The sequence below is a fragment of the Pseudomonas sp. Irchel s3a10 genome (assembly GCF_900187525.1).
In the GTDB taxonomy this organism is placed as follows: domain Bacteria; phylum Pseudomonadota; class Gammaproteobacteria; order Pseudomonadales; family Pseudomonadaceae; genus Aquipseudomonas; species Aquipseudomonas koreensis_G.
This window is the reverse complement of sequence record NZ_FYDR01000002.1, coordinates 257,572-277,765: the sequence shown is the minus strand read 5'-3', so window position 1 is coordinate 277,765 and position 20,194 is coordinate 257,572. Positions and strand designations below refer to the sequence as shown.

At 61.3% G+C, this 20,194-nt stretch carries 16 protein-coding genes; 10 read left to right on the top strand and 6 right to left on the bottom strand.

The genetic code is table 11. From position 1 onward, the window contains the following. Positions 1-336: 336 nt before the first annotated feature. The 7 genes from CKW11_RS06825 to CKW11_RS06795 all read left to right on the top strand — a co-directional run bounded on the left by CKW11_RS06825 (position 337) and on the right by CKW11_RS06795 (position 7,386). Entirely contained in the window at positions 337-1,263 is a 927-nt protein-coding gene (locus CKW11_RS06825) for a glutamate/aspartate ABC transporter substrate-binding protein (protein WP_095136944.1), read from the top strand. 190 nt (positions 1,264-1,453) lie between these two features. Further along, positions 1,454-2,200 carry an amino acid ABC transporter permease gene (locus CKW11_RS06820; protein WP_095136943.1) on the top strand — a complete coding sequence of 249 codons (747 nt, stop codon included), beginning with the start codon at positions 1,454-1,456 and terminating at the stop codon, positions 2,198-2,200. Continuing rightward, on the top strand, positions 2,200-2,871 hold the full coding sequence (locus CKW11_RS06815) for an amino acid ABC transporter permease (protein WP_003227756.1): 672 nt from the start codon (positions 2,200-2,202) through the stop codon (positions 2,869-2,871). Before CKW11_RS06820 ends, CKW11_RS06815 begins: the two co-directional genes overlap by 1 nt. Continuing rightward, a complete protein-coding gene (locus CKW11_RS06810; RefSeq protein ID WP_095136942.1) occupies positions 2,868-3,602 on the top strand; it encodes an amino acid ABC transporter ATP-binding protein in 735 nt (244 codons plus the stop codon). Before CKW11_RS06815 ends, CKW11_RS06810 begins: the two co-directional genes overlap by 4 nt. 219 nt (positions 3,603-3,821) lie before the next feature. Further along, a complete protein-coding gene (locus tag CKW11_RS06805) occupies positions 3,822-5,723 on the top strand; it encodes a sensor histidine kinase (protein WP_095136941.1) in 1,902 nt (633 codons plus the stop codon). Continuing rightward, positions 5,720-7,048 (top strand): sigma-54 dependent transcriptional regulator, encoded by a 1,329-nt coding sequence (locus CKW11_RS06800; RefSeq protein ID WP_095136940.1) that lies wholly within the window; start codon positions 5,720-5,722, stop codon positions 7,046-7,048. Before CKW11_RS06805 ends, CKW11_RS06800 begins: the two co-directional genes overlap by 4 nt. Positions 7,049-7,056: 8 nt before the next feature. Beyond that, entirely contained in the window at positions 7,057-7,386 is a 330-nt protein-coding gene (locus CKW11_RS06795) for a GlpM family protein (protein ID WP_177439989.1), read from the top strand. Positions 7,387-7,562: 176 nt separating this feature from the next. On the opposite strand, the gene CKW11_RS06790 is transcribed toward CKW11_RS06795, so the two are convergent. Beyond that, on the bottom strand, positions 7,563-8,597 hold the full coding sequence (locus CKW11_RS06790; protein ID WP_095136938.1) for an alpha/beta fold hydrolase: 1,035 nt from the start codon (positions 8,595-8,597) through the stop codon (positions 7,563-7,565). Between the two features lie 257 nt (positions 8,598-8,854). On the opposite strand from CKW11_RS06790, the gene CKW11_RS06785 reads away from it, so the two are divergent. Both CKW11_RS06785 and metR read left to right on the top strand, forming a co-directional pair. Continuing rightward, positions 8,855-14,020 (top strand): dermonecrotic toxin domain-containing protein, encoded by a 5,166-nt coding sequence (locus CKW11_RS06785; RefSeq protein ID WP_095136937.1) that lies wholly within the window; start codon positions 8,855-8,857, stop codon positions 14,018-14,020. 120 nt (positions 14,021-14,140) lie between these two features. After that, complete coding sequence (gene metR, locus CKW11_RS06780) at positions 14,141-15,058, top strand: transcriptional regulator MetR (RefSeq protein WP_007968856.1); 918 nt, start codon at positions 14,141-14,143, stop codon at positions 15,056-15,058. 112 nt (positions 15,059-15,170) lie between these two features. Here metR and CKW11_RS06775 read toward each other — a convergent pair whose 3' ends face one another. The 5 genes from CKW11_RS06775 to CKW11_RS06755 all read right to left on the bottom strand — a co-directional run bounded on the left by CKW11_RS06775 (position 15,171) and on the right by CKW11_RS06755 (position 19,198). Further along, positions 15,171-15,668 carry a GNAT family N-acetyltransferase gene (locus CKW11_RS06775; RefSeq protein WP_095136936.1) on the bottom strand — a complete coding sequence of 166 codons (498 nt, stop codon included), beginning with the start codon at positions 15,666-15,668 and terminating at the stop codon, positions 15,171-15,173. A gap of 2 nt (positions 15,669-15,670) precedes the next feature. Beyond that, complete coding sequence (locus tag CKW11_RS06770; protein ID WP_095136935.1) at positions 15,671-16,309, bottom strand: LysE family translocator; 639 nt, start codon at positions 16,307-16,309, stop codon at positions 15,671-15,673. Positions 16,310-16,333: 24 nt separating this feature from the next. After that, positions 16,334-16,768 carry an NUDIX domain-containing protein gene (locus tag CKW11_RS06765; RefSeq protein WP_095136934.1) on the bottom strand — a complete coding sequence of 145 codons (435 nt, stop codon included), beginning with the start codon at positions 16,766-16,768 and terminating at the stop codon, positions 16,334-16,336. Between the two features lie 76 nt (positions 16,769-16,844). Continuing rightward, positions 16,845-18,170 (bottom strand): APC family permease, encoded by a 1,326-nt coding sequence (locus CKW11_RS06760; protein ID WP_095136933.1) that lies wholly within the window; start codon positions 18,168-18,170, stop codon positions 16,845-16,847. Between the two features lie 206 nt (positions 18,171-18,376). After that, positions 18,377-19,198, bottom strand: a complete 822-nt coding sequence (locus CKW11_RS06755; RefSeq protein WP_095136932.1) for a carbon-nitrogen hydrolase family protein — start codon at positions 19,196-19,198, stop codon at positions 18,377-18,379. A 125-nt stretch (positions 19,199-19,323) separates the two neighbouring features. On the opposite strand from CKW11_RS06755, the gene CKW11_RS06750 reads away from it, so the two are divergent. After that, positions 19,324-20,124: a LuxR C-terminal-related transcriptional regulator gene (locus CKW11_RS06750; protein ID WP_095136931.1), complete on the top strand. Its 801-nt coding sequence runs from the start codon at positions 19,324-19,326 to the stop codon at positions 20,122-20,124. The last annotated feature ends 70 nt before the right edge of the window (positions 20,125-20,194 follow it).

Below are 20,194 nucleotides of genomic sequence, written 5' to 3'. Positions count from 1 at the left end.
AAAGCGGGCCTGCTGCGCAGTCCAGCGGGAGCAAGCTCCCTCGCCACAAAGGTCGCGCTGCCGAAAACAACCGACGACAGATCGTTCGGATTTCCGAACGCGACCTCCCGGTCAATTCGGATAACCGGATCAGCGTCAGCCAAAAACACCGACACAAAACTTTAATCACCTTATAAATCAAGCCATTAGCCACTATCGACTGGTCTGGCACGACTCATGCTCTACACTCTCTCGACGAATGCCTGCTGTGCCAACACTTCAGGAGCCGTCAGGCATTCGAAGCACAAAAGGGCCGACGAACTGGCTCCATAAAAAAAACAATTCGAGGAAAATTTGATGCGCATCGTTCCCCATATCCTGGGCGCAGCCATTGCGGCCGCTCTGATCAGCACGCCAGTTTTCGCCGCCGAACTCACCGGCACCCTGAAGAAAATCAACGATTCCGGCACCGTCACCCTCGCTCACCGCGACAGTTCCATCCCGTTTTCCTACATCGCGGATGCTTCCGGCAAACCCGTTGGCTACTCCCACGATATTCAGTTGGCCATCGTTGAAGCCCTGAAAAAAGACCTGAACAAGCCAGACCTGCAGGTCAAATACAATCTGGTGACCTCGCAAACCCGTATCCCGCTGATCCAGAACGGCACCGCGGATATCGAGTGTGGTTCCACCACCAACAACGCCGAGCGCGCCCAGCAAGTCGACTTCACCGTCAACATCTTCGAAATCGGCACCCGTCTGCTGGTCAAGAAAGACAAGGATGGCAACCCGTCCTACAAAGACTTCGCCGACCTCAAAGGCAAAAACGTCGTGACCACCGCCGGCACCACGTCCGAGCGCATCATCAAAGCGATGAACGCCGACAAGCAGATGGGCATGAACATCATCTCCGCCAAGGACCACGGTGAATCCTTCAACATGCTGGAAAGCGGCCGCGCCGTTGCTTTCATGATGGACGACGCCCTGCTGGCCGGTGAAGAAGCCAAGGCCAAGAAGCCGGCCGACTGGATCATCACCGGTACGCCGCAGTCGTTCGAAGCCTACGCATGCATGGTTCGCAAGGACGACCCGGCCTTCAAGAAGGCTGTGGATGACGCCATCGTCGGCCTGTTCAAGTCCGGCGAGATCAACAAGATCTACAGCAAGTGGTTCGAGAGCCCGATTCCACCAAAAGGCCTGAACCTGAACTTCCCGATGAGCGACAAGGTAAAAGATCTGATCGCCAACCCGAGCGACAAGCCGGCGCCTGACGTAAAAATCTGATTCCTGACTAACCTTATCACCTGAGGGAGCCATCCTCCCTCAGGCGTCTGTTACCTGCTGGTTTTACAGTGGAACACTCGACCTGGCGGTTTTCGAGCCGATCGCGTGTGCCCGGCGTTCAACGTCGGACGGGAAAGGATCTTCCCCAAGCGGGTGCTTGTACATCGATCGATTTCGAGGGGAGACCCTAATGAATTACAACTGGGACTGGGGCGTGTTCTTCAAGTCCACCGGCGTTGGCAGCGAGACTTATCTCGACTGGTACATCGCCGGCCTGGGCTGGACCATTGCCATCGCCATCGTGGCATGGATCATCGCCTTGTTGCTGGGCTCCATTCTGGGGGTCATGCGCACGGTGCCGAACCGCCTCGTATCGGGCATCGCGACCTGCTACGTCGAACTGTTTCGCAACGTGCCGCTGCTGGTGCAGCTGTTCATCTGGTACTTCCTGGTGCCCGACCTGCTGCCGCAGAACCTGCAGGACTGGTACAAGCAGGATCTGAACCCGACCACCTCGGCCTACCTGAGTGTCGTCATCTGCCTGGGTCTGTTCACCGCTGCCCGAGTCTGCGAGCAAGTGCGCACCGGGATCCAGGCGCTGCCACGCGGCCAGGAATCCGCCGCCCGCGCCATGGGCTTCAAGCTGCCGCAGATCTACTGGAACGTGCTGCTGCCGCAGGCCTACCGCATCATCATTCCGCCGCTGACCTCGGAATTCCTCAACGTCTTCAAGAACTCCTCCGTGGCGTCGTTGATCGGCCTGATGGAACTGCTGGCGCAAACCAAACAGACCGCCGAGTTCTCGGCCAACCTGTTTGAAGCCTTCACCCTGGCCACGCTGATCTACTTCACCCTGAACATGAGCCTGATGCTGCTGATGCGCATGGTCGAGAAGAAAGTTGCCGTGCCCGGCCTGATCTCCGTGGGGGGTAAATAATGGACTTCGATTTCAGCGGCATCATCCCCGCGATTCCGGGCCTGTGGAACGGCATGGTCATGACCTTGCAGTTGATGGTCATGGGCGTGGTCGGCGGCATCGTGCTGGGGACGATCCTCGCGCTGATGCGCCTGTCGTCCAGCAAACTGCTGTCGCGCGTGGCCGGCGCCTACGTGAACTACTTCCGCTCGATCCCGCTGCTGCTGGTGATCACCTGGTTCTACCTGGCGGTACCGTTCGTGCTGCGCTGGATCACTGGCGAAGACACGCCGATCGGTGCTTTCACCTCCTGCGTCGTGGCCTTCATGATGTTCGAAGCCGCGTACTTCTGTGAGATCGTCCGGGCCGGCGTGCAGTCGATCCCCAAAGGCCAGATGGCCGCCGCGCAAGCGATGGGCATGACCTATGGCCAGACCATGCGTCTGATCATCCTGCCCCAGGCGTTCCGCAAGATGACCCCGTTGCTGCTGCAACAGTCGATCATCCTGTTCCAGGACACCTCGCTGGTCTACACCGTGGGCCTGGTGGACTTCCTCAACTCCGCCCGTTCCAGCGGCGACATCATCGGTCGCTCCAACGAGTTCCTGATCTTTGCCGGTGTCGTCTACTTCATCATCAGCTTTTCCGCCTCGCTGCTGGTCAAGCGTCTGCAAAAAAGGTTCGCCGTATGATCTCTATCAAAAACATCAACAAGTGGTATGGCGACTTCCAGGTGCTGACTGATTGCAGCACCGAGGTCAAGAAAGGCGAAGTGATCGTGGTCTGCGGCCCGTCGGGTTCGGGCAAGTCGACCCTGATCAAGTGCGTCAACGCGCTGGAGCCGTTCCAGAAAGGCGACATCGTCGTCGACGGCACTTCGATTGCCGACTCCAAGACCAACCTGCCGAAACTGCGCTCGCGCGTCGGCATGGTGTTCCAGCATTTCGAGCTGTTCCCGCACCTGACCATCACCGAGAACCTGACGATCGCGCAGATCAAGGTGCTGGGCCGCAGCAAGGAAGAGGCGACCAAGAAAGGTCTGCAACTGCTGGAACGCGTCGGTCTGTCGGCACACGCCCACAAGCATCCGGGGCAACTGTCCGGCGGTCAGCAGCAGCGTGTGGCGATTGCCCGTGCACTGGCCATGGACCCGATCGTCATGCTGTTCGACGAACCGACCTCGGCGCTCGACCCGGAAATGGTCAACGAAGTGCTCGACGTCATGGTGCAACTGGCCCAGGAAGGCATGACCATGATGTGCGTGACCCACGAAATGGGCTTCGCCCGCAAAGTGGCTGACCGGGTGATTTTCATGGACGCCGGCAAGATCATCGAAGACTGCCCGAAAGAGGAGTTCTTCGGCGACATCAGTGCCCGCTCCGAACGCGCGCAGCACTTCCTCGAGAAAATCCTGCAGCACTAAAAGCAACACACTGAACTCTGTGGTGAGGGAGCTTCTGTGGTGAGGGGATTTATCCCCGATGGGCTGCGAAGCGGCCCCAGCATTCCAAAGTCAGACCGCATGTAATGGTTTGACGACTGCTGCGCAGCCGATCGGGGATAAATCCCCTCGCCACAGAGTCCACCTCGAAACCAGCGCGGATTCACCAATAAGTGTGGTGGTTGACCCAAGGCAACTGTGATGAAATGCGACCCCAATCTCTATCGCGCAGCGCCGCCATCACTTGCCGTGAAGCCCCGTCTGATTCGCCATCTGTTCCTGCCGCCGCTGATCATCATCCTGATGATCGGACTGGGTTACATCGGCTTCTGGACCAGTGAACATTTCGGCATCCGCAGCCTCAGCGAAAACGGCCAGCGTCAGCTCGAACTGCACGCGCGCACGGTCGAAAGCGAGATCAGCAAATACACCTACCTGCCCAGCCTGCTGGAACTGGAAAGCAGTGTCCCGCAACTGCTGGCCGACCCGACCCCGGAACACCGGCAAACGGTCAATGCTTACCTTGAAGGCCTGAACCGGCGCAGCCGCAGTCGGGCCATCTACGTGATGGACACTACCGGCCGCGTCATGGCCACCAGCAACTGGCGCGACGTCGACAGTTATCTGGGTGAAGACCTGTCCTTTCGCGCCTATTTCCAGAACGCCGTGCGCGGCGAGCCCGGACGTTTCTACGGGATCGGCAGCACCAGCGGCGAACCCGGTTACTACCTCGCCCATGGCCTGGAAGAACACGGCAAGATCATCGGCGTCGCCGTGGTCAAGGTGCGCCTCGAAGCGCTGGAAGAACGCTGGCAGCGCGCACGCCTGGAAGCCTTCGTCAGCGACGAGAACGGCATCATCATTCTCTCCAGCGATCCGGCGCGGCGCCTGAAATCGGTGGTCCCGCTGAGTGATGAAACCAAAGAGAAGCTCGCCCGCAGCCTGCAGTATTACTGGTTTCCGCTCAACGAACTGCAACCGCTGGCCCGCGAAACCCTGGCCGACGGTGTGGAGAAACTGACCTTCCCGGCCAACAGCGAATTGAGCGCCGATGACGACAGCATCAGCTACCTGGCGCAGACCCGGCCGCTGAGCGACACACCGTGGAATTTCACATTGCTCACGCCGTTGCAGGACCTGCGCCGCGAAGCGATCAATCAGGCAATCCTGGTGGCGGTGGCTTTCGCGCTGGTGGCATTCCTGCTGATCGCCTGGAACGAGCGGCGCAAGGTCATCGCCACCCGCCTTGCGGCCCGCGAAGCCTTGCAGGAAGCCAACAATCAGCTGGAGCGGCGGATCACCGAACGCACCGGCGACCTGCGCGCCAGCAACGAACGGCTGAAGAGCCAGATCCGCGAGCGCCGCCAGGCCGAAGAGACCCTGCGTCGCGCTCAGGACGAACTGGTGCAGGCCGGCAAACTCGCGGCCATCGGCCAGATGTCGACCAGCATCGCCCACGAACTGAACCAGCCGCTGGCGGCGATGCGCACCCTGTCCGGCAACACCATTCGCTTTCTGGAACGCGGCCAGCTCGACGTCGCCAGCACCAACCTCAAGACCATCAATGACCTGATCGACCGCATGGGCCGGATCACCGCCAGCCTGCGCTCGTTCGCCCGCCGTGGTGATGACAAAGGCCAGGCCAGTCTCGGCAAAGCGGTGGACGCCACGCTGCAAGTGCTCGGTGCCCGGGTCGAGAGCGCGTCACTGCAACTGCATCGGCAATTTCTCGACGTGCAGGTGCAGATCGACCAGACCCGCCTCGAACAGATTCTGGTCAACCTGATCGGCAACGCCCTCGACGCCATGCAAGCGCAACCTTCGCCGCAGCTGTGGCTGGAAGGCGAAGAGTTCAACGGCAAATATCGCCTGCGGGTGCGCGACAACGGCCACGGCGTCGATGCCGAAACACGCAAGCATCTGTTCGAGCCGTTCTTCACCACCAAACCCGGCGAACAGGGTCTGGGCCTCGGCCTGACCCTCTCCGCCAGCCTCGCGGCCGCCACCGGCGGGCACCTGGGTGTCGAACACCCGGCCAGCGGTGGCACCACCTTCGTCCTCAGTTTACCGTTGGTAAGCCCTACTCCTGCCGAGCCAATATGAACCACGACCTTAGTGTGCTGATTGTCGAAGACGACCCCCATGTACTGCTCGGCTGCCAACAGGCGCTGACCCTGGAAGACATTCCCTGCATCGGTGTCGGCAGTGCCGAAGAAGCGCTGGAGCGGGTCGGCGACAACTTTGCCGGGATCGTCATCAGTGACATTCGCCTGCCCGGCATCGATGGCCTGGAACTGCTGACCCGCCTCAAGCAACGCGACCGCAGCCTGCCGGTGGTGCTGATCACCGGTCATGGCGATATCTCCATGGCCGTCGGCGCAATGCAGAAAGGCGCCTACGATTTCATGGAGAAACCGTTCTCGCCGGAGCGGCTGGTGGACGTCGCTCGTCGCGCACTGGAGCAACGCAGCCTCGCCCGCGAAGTCTCCTCGCTGCGGCGGCAACTGGCCGAACGCGATTCTCTCGAAGGCCGAATCATCGGTCGTTCACCCGCCATGCAGAACCTGCGCGAGTTGATCGCCAACGTCGCCGACACTTCGGCCAACGTGCTGATCGAAGGCGAGACCGGCACCGGCAAGGAACTGGTCGCCCGCTGCCTGCACGACTTCAGCCGCCGCCACAGCAAGCAGTTCGTCGCGCTGAACTGCGGCGGCCTGCCGGAAAACCTCTTCGAAAGCGAGATCTTCGGCCACGAGGCCAACGCCTTCACCGGCGCCGGCAAACGGCGCATCGGCAAGATCGAACACGCCGACGGCGGCACACTGTTCCTCGATGAAGTGGAAAGCATGCCCCTGCCGATGCAGATCAAGCTGCTACGGGTATTGCAGGAACGCACCCTCGAACGCCTCGGTTCGAACCAGAGCGTGGCGGTGGATTGCCGGGTGATTGCCGCGACCAAATCCGACCTCGACGAAGCGAGCAAGGCCGGTGAGTTCCGCAGCGACTTGTACTACCGCCTCAACGTGGTGACCCTGGAACTGCCGCCACTGCGCGAGCGCCGTGAAGACATCCTGCAACTGTTCGAGCACTTCAGCCAGCAGTCGGCGCTGCGTTTCGACCGGGTGTTGCCGGAGCTGGACAACCAGACCCTGTCGAACCTGATGAGCCACGACTGGCCGGGCAACGTGCGCGAACTGCGTAACGTCGCCGAGCGCTTTGCCCTCGGCCTGCCGGCCTTCAAGAAATCCGGCGCCAGCGGCGGCGGTCAGGGTCTGGCATTTGCCGAAGCAGTGGAAGCGTTCGAACGCAACCTTCTCAATGACGCCTTGCAACGCAGCGGCGGCAACCTGACCCAGGCCAGTCTGGAACTGGGCATGGCCAAGACCACGCTGTTCGACAAAGTGAAAAAATACGGGTTGAGCCACTGATGGATCTGATTCTCAAAGCCGCCCTTGGCGCGGCGGTGGTGGTGATCCTCGCCGCACTGTCGAAAACCAAAAACTACTACATCGCCGGACTGGTGCCGCTGTTTCCGACCTTTGCCCTGATCGCCCATTACATCGTCGGCAAGGGCCGCTCGATCGACGATCTGAAGGCGACGATTGTGTTCGGCATGTGGTCGATCATTCCGTACTTCATCTATCTGGCGACGCTGTACGTGATGGTTGACCGCATGCGTCTGGAGGCTTCACTGGCGGTGGCGGTGGTCGCGTGGTTGATCGCGGCGACCGTGCTGGTCACGGTCTGGGTACGCCTGCACAGCTGATCACAGCCTGGGCTTCACTCATGATCTGCCCGATCGCCCCGGATACACTGCCTACTCTTTGAGTGACCGTGGTGGCCTCTTCGCCAGCAAGCCCGCTCCCACATTTGAAATGCGCTCCCCTTGTGGGAGCGGGCTTGCTCGCGAAAAGGCCCGAATCAACACCGCCAAAACCTCAGCTATAACAGCTTGCCGCCTGCCACCGGTTCGATCTGCGCCCAGTGCGACGTGTCTTCACGGTGCTCTTGCAAATACGGCAACACCGCCGCCAGCAAGGGTGCCTTGAATGCTTCCTGAAAACGATGGGCCAGCCCCGGAATCAGTTTCAACTGACTGCCGCGGATGTGCGCCGCCAGATGCACGCCGTGCATCACCGGCAAAAGCGGATCGGCCGTGCCGTGCACCACCAGCGTCGGCACGCGCAATTGATTGAGCAAGGCCACCCGGCTCGGCTCGGCGAGAATCGCCATGATTTGCCGTTTCACACCTTCAGGATTGAACGCCCGGTCGTAGGCCTCCGCCGCCTGATGCAACAACGCCTGCCGGTCATCGGTCACCGCGGGGCTGCCGAGCGCGGCCAGCAGATCGGCCTGCTGCTCCAGCGCCACCTCGCGATTCGGCGCGCCACGCCGGGCCAACAATTGCACCAGTGCAGCACTGGGCGCCGGCAAACCTTCGGCGCCGGAACTGGTCATGATCAGCGTCAGGCTCTCCACCCGTTGTGGCGCCATTGCCGCCATATGCTGGGCGATCATCCCGCCCATGCTTGCGCCCAGAACGTGAAACTGATCGACGTGCAAAGCGTCCATCAAGCCCAGCGCATCGTCGGCCATGTCCGTCAGCGAATAGGGCGCCGACACCGGCAAGCCGAGTTTGTAGCGCAGCACTTCAAAGGTCAGGTTGGCCTCGACCGGTGCCTGACGCCAGGTCGACAGGCCGACATCGCGGTTGTCATAACGGATCACCCGAAAGCCCTGCTGACACAGCGCAACCACCACTTCGTCCGGCCAGTGGATCAACTGACCGCCCAGGCCCATGACCAGCAACAGCGCCGGATCCGAAGCACGGCCGATGCTCTGGTAGGCAATGCTCACTTGTTGCAGATCGACATGCTCGGTCGGCACATTCACGTCGCAACGCGCCGCCGCGAACGCTGACGTACCGAATAAAAACGCGGCCAAAACGGCCGCGAGCGAAAAAAATCCCTTGATCATGAAAAACACCGAAACGCAGAACCCCAGTAGAGCGCGAGTCTGATGAAGTTTGTTCAAGCGCGCTGCCACAGTTACGTGACAGTTTGATGAAGATTGCCGAGCGGTCATTTGTGCAGGCCGTTCAGCAGGCGGGCACACTCTGCAAACAGACCACTGCAAAGCGATACCCGAGTACCGCACCCGCCTCCGTCGGCTGACCTCTAATGGCTTGAAATCCGGCTCAGCCCGGCCTTTCAAGTCATTGGAATCCTTTCGTCATGTTCGACCTCCCCACCCCCGCCACGGTCGATTTCGGCCTGCCCCATTCGTTGCCGAAGAACCTCGATCAGAACCTCTACCAACAGGCCAGCGCGCGTCTGCGCGATTGTCATAGGCAGTGGCTGGAATTGATGGCGCAAGCCACACGCGACGACTGGGATCGGCGCGCAACCGGCACGCCGTTTTCGCGTCGGGATCAGGCGCTGCTTATCTATCGCCAGCATTTCGAGGCGAGCTGCCTGTATGCCCATGCACAAGGAACTCTGCAGGCTGCGCCCCTGCAGAGGCTGCTGACCAGCGTTGACCCGCAGACCACACACAGCGACGTTGCCATCCGTCAGCCACGGCTCGCACGTCGTGATGAGAGCCAGCTCACCTTGCCCGGGGCGCTGCTGATTCGTCTCGACCCGACGCAACATTTACTGTATCTGCCCTCGCACGACCCGGCACTGCAGCTGTTCCGGCAACACGCCGATCTGCAGGACTGGCTGATCAGTCATTACCGGCAGAGCGGGCAATACTCACAGCTGGAGGCGGTGACGCTGGTCGAGCCGGTGCTCGGTCAGGATCCGCTGCGCCTCAACCTGCAAATGCTGTTCACGGCTTCAGCGTCGACGAGCGATTTCCCCAAGCTGATCGGCGCACCGTCCGAACATTCGATCGACGCATTGCCTGCCTCCGACGACGTCGCGCTGTTCGGTCTGCTGAGTCCGGACATTCCTTCCAGCCAGCGCAGTCGGGCGCTTGACGTTGAGCAGCGGGCCCTCGAACGCTTGCTCGGCGAAACCGCTGCGGCAGAGCTGAACAACCCGCAACGCCAACAACTGGCGCAGCATTTCGACGCGCTGAGTGAAGCCCGGCAAGCCAGCCACGCTGCGGCATCAGCACTGTTCGAAAGCCGCAATCCGCTGAAAATGCTCGAGCTGCGCCATGCCACGAATGCCCATCACCACGCCCTGCTTCAGGCCCGTGTCGCCGGGCTGCGCGCCGAGGTCGAACTGCAAAGGGCGCTGGATCAACTGACCGTCGAGGAGCATCGGCGAATCATCGCGATGCTGGACGCACCGGGGCGCCATCTGCCGACAGCGGACGGGGTTATCGCCCGCCTATCGCTGGCGGCGCCAGACCAGAACAATACCGCCGTCGAGGAGCTGCATGGCGTACTGATCATAGCGACGACCGCGGCACTGGAGCCTGAGTCGAGCGACAGCCTGCTGGTTTACTGGCCGGGCGAGTTCGGCGGGCTGCAACGTTTTACTTCACGTACAGCGCTGGAACAGGACCTGTTCAAACATTCGCCGAACGACGGCGGGCTGACCCTGTACCTGACGCCGCTCACGGGGGACCCTCTGGCCTGGTCCCTTGATCGACAGCTTTATGAATGCGAACAACAGGCCGCGCAGGTACTGCGGGACAACCCGCTGCCCGGCCGTGCCGACGAACGCCGGGCCGAGATGGAAAAGCTGCGCGAACAACACCTGCCACGCCTGACCGTAGCGGTCGCACAGGCCCGCGAACAGGCATTTGCCGAACGTCAGGCGCAAGACCGCAGCGCCACACTGGCCGGCAACCTGCCGGCATGGATTGAAAAGCTGGACGATGCGCCACGTGCACGGATCAAAACGCTGATCAGCCAGTACCTCGGCGCCATGCAACGCGCTCATGCGTTGCTCGAACGGGAATTACCGCCGCGTCAGGCCTTCGCCGAACAGCGCATCGACACCCGCTTGCGCGCAGACTTCGCGCTCAAACAAAGCGTGAGCGTGAGCCTCGATCTGCCCGACTCGACTTTCTGGCAAAAGACCGTGATGGAAGGCGCCGCGCCTGGCACACCGCAACGCAATATTGTGACCGCGAGCGACCAGCGCGGCGAGCTCACCCTTGAACAACTGGCACAGGAAAACATCGATCAGGACATGGAGTGGCGCCTGTCCTTCATGCGGGTCAGGATCAGCGCCGAGAACGCCACTGATCGACAGCGCCTCGAAGCCGGGATCACCCCGGTCTATTTGCGCAAACTGGTAACGGAGCTGGATCTGCCCGGACGTTACGAAGAACTGATTCGCCAGGCATTTTTCGGCGCGCCGGGAGAACCGGCGTTTCAGCAGGCCTGGCGCCGTGAATGCCTGAGCGAACCGTGGCGGCTGATGCTCCGGTTGCAAGGTGAATTCGCCCTGCTGCAACGGCACATCGACAGTGCCGGCCATGCCGTGCTGAAGGTCGCCATCGATGCGACTACACCTCAGGCGTATGCCGTTAATGGACAACGCATCGCGCTGCTGCCGGTGCACCTGAGGGTCGGTGGAGAGGACACCGCGCATCAGGGGCCGAGCACGCTCGCGGGTGTCACGTTCATTGTCGAGCAAACCAGTGGCCTGACCCTGCTGTACTTGCCCGACAGCACCGACGCCATCTTCCTGCGTCAGTACGAAACACTGGAACAGGCGCGGGTGGATCTGTTCAAGCGTTGTGTGGACAGCAAAATGGTCAGCTACCTGGCCGGACGCGCGGTGAGCGGCGAGTTTGCCAGCCATGTCAGCCGGATCAACCAGGCACAACTGCGCAATTTCGATGCGCTGATCGGCGTCGGGATGGCCTGGCCGGCGACCACATCGCTGGCCACTCATTTACTGAACGTGCACATGGGCCGGTTGCTGGAGGCCCATCGCAGCAGTTCACGTTCCAACGATGCGTTGTATCTCGAACGCTGTGCACTGAAGTCCGGGGCGTTGTTCAACTATCTGAAAATGGCCATCGGCATGTTGCCGTTCGTGGGCACGGCGGTGGCCCTGTATGACGCCTGGAACAGCGCCAATCTGGCCGTCGCGGCGTTCTTGCGCGGCGAACTCGGGCATGGGCTGGCGGAGGTGGAGGCGGTGCTGCTGTCGCTGATCGACGCGGCAATGGATGTGCTTCCCGGAACCGTCTCGGCCCCCGCAGCCGCACGTCTGGCCAGCCGCCAGCGGCAACGCGCGGCACTGGGCAGATCCGCCGCGATGCCCACATCCTGGCAATGGGCACGGCAGTCGCTCGAGCGTTTCAAGGGTTACGAGTACGAATTCGACATCTCCCTCGCCGGCCTGCACCCGGCCACCCAAGGTGTCTATCGCAACGTCTACCGCCACGCCGATGGTGACTTCATCGTTCGTCAGGGCCGCATCTATCGGGTTCAGCTCAGCGATGCGCCACGTGGCTGGAGGCTTTACGGCACATGGATGCGCAGCTACAAACAACCGATCGCCCTCGAAGAAAACGGCCAGTGGAACACCCACTACGCGGTGTACGGCACCGTTATGGACGGTGGCGGTGCAGGCGGTGGCGCCGTGCTTGGACATCTTGCCGACGGCATGGACCCGCTCTGGCCCGCGCCAATTCGCCAGTGGTTGCCGCGCTGGTGGACCGATCGGCAACTGCGCCGGCAATTGACCCTGACCAACACCGCCGACGCCTATACCCGGCGCCTTGATACCCAGACACGTGCTTCCAACCAGTTGCTGGAGAACTACCAGAAACTCGACGTTGCCCAGCGCAAGCCACTACACACAGCAATCGACGCAGCATGCCTGAATGACATCGACCTCGCGATCGCCCAATACGACAACCTTGCCGAACTGTTGCCCCTGAGCCATGGCCGCAAGCGTCTGCAGATCGAAGACATCCGCAGCCGCTGTGCCTGGATCGTGGTCGACCGCGCCGTGCAGCGCGTCACCGTCGCCCGCGACCGCTTGCTGGAACACCTGAACCGGATCGACGCGCTGGTCGCCGAGTCCGATGCTACCCCCTTCGACAATACAGCGACCCATATAAAACTCATGGCCCGGCGCAAGCAGGTACGCAAGGATTTCCTCAAGGAGTTCGATCAACTGCACGCGATCACCGAGCAGGCCAACCTGTGGAACAACCGCATCAGCAAACAAGCGCAGAAAGTCCGGATGGCGAAAGACATGAGCGCGCTCAACCGCAACCTTGGCGACAACACGCACCACTACCTGAGGACTGCGCATCTGCTGGAAATCATTACCCGCTATGACGCGGTCAGCGACCTGTCCTGGGTGTATTTTCATACCCAGCTCAAAGACGCCCGGGTCAAGGTCGGGCGCGCGCTCCTGACCCAGCATCACCTGCCAGAAGTCAGCGCCAGCCTGGTCGAGCGCAAACAGGTGATCGAGGATTGCCTGCAGATCTATGCCGGTTTCCGTCGTCAGCTCAACGCCTGGACGCTGGGTTATGCGCAGCATCTGGATCTGGAACAGGTCGGGCCATTCCTCGATGGCCTGACCAAGGTCGAAGCACACGCGCGGCACTCGATCAAACAGCGCCCGCCGATCAGACCGAGAGAGCCGGGCGGCAAGCAACTGTTCGAAACCGAGGACAACCAATTGCTGATCGGTACCGAAAGCATCGACGCCGGCACCCGGGAAAAACGCTTCACCGTCGAAGGCATCGACGGTTTCCGCGAAACCTGGCTGCCGCGCTCCAGCGGCAAATATCATCTGCAAGCCCGCCCCGCACCCGCCGCAACAACGCTGCCGACCGACGTTCAGCCGTTGCTTGCCGAAGCGCGCAAACGTCTGGAGGCGGTTGCGGCCTACAGCGCCAAGGTGCAGGGCTACACTCGTCAGGACATGTTGCCGGTGGATCTGGAACACATGTTCAGCAGCGAAGCGACCGAGCTGAGCACCCGCGCCCAGGCCATCGAACGGCTGTCGCCGAGCGAACCGCTGGTGCTGCAATTGCGCGCCATGGCCGATGAACTGCGACGTAGCGGTCGTACCCTGCGCATTGATCAGTCACTGCGCAGCAAGACACCCACCGAAGGCTATCTGGATTATTTGCTGCAACAGCAAGTGGTGGAGATTCGCAAGGAAGGATCGCTGCGGGCATTGGGCAAACGCGCTGACGGACGCAAGGATTTCCTTCAGGAATACCAGGTGCGCGACCTCACCAGCACGCCCCCGCGCACGTTGTGGTATGCGCACTTTCACTACACCTCGGACAAGGTGCCGTTCGCCGACTTCGTTAAAGCGCATCTGAAATTGCCGGAGCAACGCAATCTCGGCCTGCAATGGCAGCAGGCCCAGGCTGCCGGCGGCACACAGGTCGAGACGATCTGGCGCGGCGACATCGGCAAACCGCTGGGCATCCAGCACTTCGCTGATCTCTAGAGCAAAACCGGCGGGGCACTGACTGTGCCCCGCTGCTGTTTGAGCGGTCGACAGCGCCTTCAACATGAGACAAACTCACCGTCTTCGAATTTGTCACAAATTTTCCTCATGGGGCCAGCCGTGCTTGAAATCCGTCATCTGAAAACCCTGCACGCCCTGCGCGAGGCCGACAGTCTGGTCGATGCCGCCGACCGCCTGCACCTGACCCAATCGGCGCTGTCGCACCAGTTCAAGGAACTGGAGGAACGCCTGGGTATGCCATTGTTCGTGCGCAAGACCAAACCGGTGCGCTTCACCAGCGCCGGCCTGCGCCTGCTGCAACTGGCTGATGCGACCCTGCCACTGCTGCGCGCCGCCGAACGCGACATCAGTCGTCTGGCCGGTGGCACCGCCGGGCGCCTGCACATGGCGATCGAATGCCACAGCTGTTTCCAGTGGCTGATGCCGACCATCGACCAGTTCCGCGACGCCTGGCCGGAAGTCGAACTCGACCTCGCCTCGGGCTTCGCCTTCGCCCCGCTGCCGGCGCTGGCCCGCGGCGATCTGGACCTGGTGGTGACTTCCGATCCGCTGGACATCGCCGGCATCACTTACGTGCCGCTGTTTACTTACGAAGCGATGCTCGCGGTGGCCAACCAGCACCCGCTGGCGAGCAAACCGTACATCGTCCCCGAAGACCTGCTGACGGAAACGCTGATCACCTACCCGGTGGAACGCGATCGGCTGGACATCTTCACCCGCTTCCTCGAACCGGCCGACATCGAACCGGCGCAAGTGCGCACCTCGGAGCTGTCGGTGATGATGATGCAACTGGTCGCCAGCGGCCGTGGCGTCTGCGGCATGCCGCACTGGGCGCTGCACGAATACAGCTCGCGCGGTTACGTGAAAGCCAAGCGCCTGGGCGAGAAAGGTCTGTTTGCCACGCTGTACGCGGCGATCCGCGCCGACATGCTCGATGCACCGTACATGCGCGATTTCCTGCTGACGGCCAAGGACACTTCCTTCTCGACGCTGGATGGGGTCAGCGCGGTGCGTTGAACTGCATTGTGGGAGCGGGCTTGCTCGCGAATGCGGTGTCTCAGTCACAGGGATATCAACTGACCGATTGCCTTCGCGAGCAAGCCCGCTCCCACAAGGGCTCAGTGAGAAATCAGAGTTGTCGCCACATGTGAATCTTGTCGAAGTAGTCTTCGCCGACCCGTACCGCCAGCGGCTCCAGTCCGAACTGGATGAAGCCGCAGCGCTGGTACAGCTTGAACGCGGCGTCGTTGCCAGCGGTGACGGTCAGTTGGATCAGTTTCAGTGCCGGATGGGTGTGCGCTTCGGCGATGGCAGCCTGCACCAATTCATGGCCCAGACCGTGCTGGCGAAAATCAGCTGATACGTACATGCCGAACAGGGTCGACTTGTGCCGGGCCTTTTCCCGAGGTTCGAACGCCAGGCCGACGATGCCCACCAGCCGACCGTCTTCGAACGCGCCGAACACCGCGTCGAGCTTGCTGGTCAGCCGCGCTTCCCACCAGCTCAGCGGCATCACCGCGCGCTCGCGCACGCTGGAGGTGAACGCCTGCGGATGCCGGTCATACGCTTCGAGCATCAGCTCGCGGTAAGCCAGCGCATGACTGGCGTCGAGGCGTTCGATCCACATGCTCAGGCCGACCTGCGTTGTTCAAGCATCAGACGCACGGCAAGGCCACCCAGCACAAACCCCATGAAGTAACGTTGCAGCGCCAGCCATGTCGGGTTGCGCACGAACCACGACGCGATGCCCGCCGCGAACAGTGCGATCAGCAGATTGACGCTGAAACTGACGCTGATCTGGGTCAGGCCAAGAATGATGCTCTGGGTGAACACCGAGCCGTGTTCGGGGGTGATGAATTGCGGAAACACCGAGAGATAGAACACGGCGATTTTCGGGTTCAGTGCGCTGGTAAGAAAGCCCATGGTGATCAGTTTGCGTGACGAGTCCGCCGGCAGTTGCTGCGCTTCGAACGGCGAGCGCGCACCGGGTCTGACCGCTTGCCAAGCCAGCCACAGCAGGTACAGCGCACCGGCCCACTTCAGCACTTCATAAGCCATCGGCACCGCCAGAAACACCGCGGTCAAACCCGCCGCTGCAGCAAACATGTGCACGAAGAAACCGGCCACCACACCGAGCAATGACGTGACCCCGGCCTTGCGTCCCTGGCAGATCGAACGCGAGATCAGGTAGATCATGTTCGGCCCCGGCGTCAGCACCATCAACAGCGCCGCGGCGGCGAAGATCAGCAGGTCTTGAAGCGGGATCATGGTGGGCGTCCTGTGCGTGGAGGATCAGGCGATCGCGGTCAGTGAGCTGCGATAAAACGGCAGGATCAGGTCGCGTGTCAATGGCGCCAGAACCAGACCCGCGTCAGTGGCCGGATCGATCCAGATCACTTCCTCGATTTCGGCAGCGGGCGTCACATCGGCGTCGATGGTCAGCTGAAAGATCTCCGCTTGCACCACAAACCCCGGCTCGTTGGCGGCCGGTGCCGAGAACTGGCCAAGGAAGCAGGCCTGCGCCGGGTCGATCTGCAGGCCCAACTCTTCCTCCAGCTCGCGGGCCAGTGCGTGCACCGGCAACTCATGGGCTTCGATCTTGCCGCCCGGTTGCATGAACGCCGTGGTGCCGCGCTTGCGCACCAGCAGGGTCTGGCCTTCGGCATTGAGCAGCAGCGCAGCGGCAATTCGAATGAGGCCGGAAGGCTGAGTGGGAAAAGTCGACATACAAGAAAAGCCTTTGGCGCAAAAACGGCAAGCATCACATGCTTGCCGTTACCGAGCAAAGCCACTGCCGAAGATTTTACGTGGCTTGCTGAAAATCCATCTCCGGCGGCTGACGACGAAAGCCGCCGGTGAGCACCGCCAGATACACCACGCCAATCGCCAGCCAGCTCAGACCCAGATACACCGCCAGGTGATCAAGGCTGACCATCAACCACAAGTCCGCCACCAGCCCGATGAACGGGAAGACCACAAACAGCACCAGCTCACGCGGGCCCTTTTTCTCGCCGCCGATCCAGTAATGAAAGATCACCGACAGGTTGACCAGACTGAACGCCAGGAACGCGCCGAAGTTGATAAACGAAGTGGACGTGGTCACGTCGAGTTTCAGTGCCAGCAACGCCACCACTGCACACAGCAGGATGCTGTTGACCGGTGTGCCGAAGCGCGCATGCAAGGTGCCGAAAAACGACTTGGGTAACACGCCGTCGCGGCCCATCGCAAACAGCAGGCGCGACCCGCTGGCCTGAGCAGATAGCCCCGAGGCGAACTGGCCGACGATCAGGCCGATGAGGAAGATCGAGACGAACAGATCGCCGCCAATGTTGCGTGCAATTTCATAGGCCGCCGAGTCGACGCTGTCGAACTGGAACGACGGATGGGCGATCTGCACAAAGTACGACACCCCGACGAAAATCAGTCCGCCGATCAGGGTGATCAGCATGATCGCCCGTGGAATGGTGCGGCGTGGGTCGCGGGTTTCTTCGGTCAGCGTGCTGACCGCATCGAAGCCAAGGAACGAGTAGCAGGCGATGGCCGCGCCGCTCATGATCAGCGGCATCTGCATATCGCCGTTGAAGAATGGCTTGATCGACCACAACGGCGTGCGCGCATCGCCGCCAACGTAGTGCACGCACAGCGCGACGAAAGCGATCAGCACCAGAAATTGCACCAGCATCAGCAAGGCATTGATGCCGTTGGCCAGTTTCAGGCCAACGATGTTGATCGCGCTGGTGATGCCGATGAACGCCAGTACCCAGATCCACTGCGGGATCGACGGGAACGCCGAAGCGAGGTACGCCGCGCCGATCAGCCAGATCGCCATCGGCAAGAACAGATAATCGAGCAGCACCGCCCAACCGGCGATGAAGCCGAGCTTGGGGCTGATCGCCTTACGCACGTAGCTGTAGGCGGAACCGGCGACCGGGAATGCGGCGGCCATGCGCCCGTAGCTCATGGCGGTGAAGAACATCGCCACCAGTGCCGCCAGATACGCGGCCGGGACCATGCCGGCGGTGGATTGCGCGAGGATGCCGAAAGTGCCGAGGACAATGATCGGCGTCATGTAGGCGATGCCGAACAGCACCACCGACCCTAATGACAGGGTGCGTTGCAAACGAGCCATGGGCGACTTACTCCGAATGTTATTGGATTTATGGCAGAGCCGAGTTCGGCGAATGTTTCGGGTGTGGCTTTGTTGTTTTTGGATCAAACAGGCGTGTTGTCTGGACTGGCCTCTTCGCGAGCAAGCCTGCTCCCACAGTGACCGCGTTCCCCTGTGGGAGCGGGCTTGCTCGCGAAGGCGTCAGCGCGCTCGACACGCAATTCGGATCAACACAAAGGAATCAGCAACTCACGCAATCCAGAAGCGTGCTCCACCACCTCCCCCGGCAGTTTCAAACGCTGATCATCCAGATAGCGGTAATCCTTGCGCGCAATCACCAACCGGTCGAAATCCAGCTCGACGCTGAACTGCCCCTCTTCCCGCCCCGCTTCGAACAGCAATTCCCCCAACGGATCGACCAGCGCACTGCCACCGGCAAACATCAAACCGTCGTCCCCCGCCTCAACGCGATTGACCATCAGCGCAAACGCCTGATTCTCCTGGGCGCGGGCCATGATTGCGGTGCGGTGGGTCGGCGCATACGGATCCATGTTGCCGTTGGTCACGATCAGCAATTCGGCGCCCAATTGCGCCAGTGCGCGAGCGGATTCCGGGAACTCGATGTCGTAGCAGATCAGCAGGCCGACGCGCACACCGTTCCACTCGCATGTGACATAGCGGTCACCGGCTTCGAACACGCCGCGATCCGAAGCCCAGAGGTGGGTCTTGCGGTATTTGAGCGCGATGCCTTCCGGGGTGATCAGCAGGGTGGTGTTGTAGAAGCGACCGTTGGCGCTTTCGGCCATGCCGATCACCACGGCGATGTTGCGCTCGCGGGCGGCGGCCTGCACGGCACGGACGGTCGGGCCATCTAGCGGCTCGGCAATCTGCGCCACGGTATCGGCGCTCGGGAAGCCCATCAGGTGGGTTTCCGGGAACACAATCAATTGTGTGTCGGCGGCGCACGCGGCAATCGCCGCGAGGGCACGTTCGAGGTTGTACGCCGTGTCTTTGTCACGGCCCGCCAGTTGGGCGAGTTCGACTTTCATCGCGAGTCCTTGTGGTCATGGCCGGGCGCTGAAAGATTGCCCGGTGGCTGTCTGTGGGCCAGTATGCGCAGCAAGCAACCGGCCAAGGAATCACGCGGCCGGGGTAACCCGATAGGGGTAGATCCATGTCCGTTTCTTTTGATGACATCACCTGGCACCGCGCCGTCGGGCAATTGATCGACGCGCTGGACAAGCCGAATTTCTGGGCGCAACTGGTGCGTCTGCTCGACCAGTACGTGGCGTTCGATAGTTGGGTGGTGCTGCTGTTCAGTGCCGATCAGCACCCGCAGGTGTTCGCCGAATGCCCCGGCGAGGACGGCAGTCCCGACCCGCTGTTTCAGGATTATCTGCGCGGGTTGTACCTGCTCGATCCGTTCTACATCGCCTGCCGTGAGCAGTCGCGCACCGGGCTTTTCCGCCTGTCGGAGGTGGCGCCGGAGCATTTCGAGCTGACCGAGTATTACCAGCGATACTTTCGTCTGAATGTGGTCGCCGACGAAATCCAGTTCAATTGCCAGCTCGAAGGCGAACGCACGTTGTGCCTGTCGCTGGGCAGTGAAAAACGTTTCACTGGCGAACAGATTGCCTTGCTGTCATTGATCCAGCCGTGGGTACTGGGCCTGTTGCGTCAGCGCCTGCCGTACGAGATCAACCAGACCGTGGCCCTCGCTGCCGCACCTGCACCCGCTGACTGGCGGGTGCAACTGGAAGCGTCGGTGCAACAACTCAAGGGTGCACAACTGACCGCCCGGGAGCTGGATGTCGGGCGTTTGATGCTCAGCGGTTGCTCCAGTAAAGAAATCGCCCGTAAGCTGGAAATCTCCGTAGAAACCGTGAAAGTCCATAAGAAACACATTTACAGCAAGCTGGGGATCAAATCCCAGTCGGAGCTGTTTTCGATTTTTCTCCAGGCGCAGAACGCCTGATACAGCGCTGTGAGCTTTTCTGTGGGAGCGAGCTTGCTCGCGAAAGAGCCGTCATAACCGACATATGCGT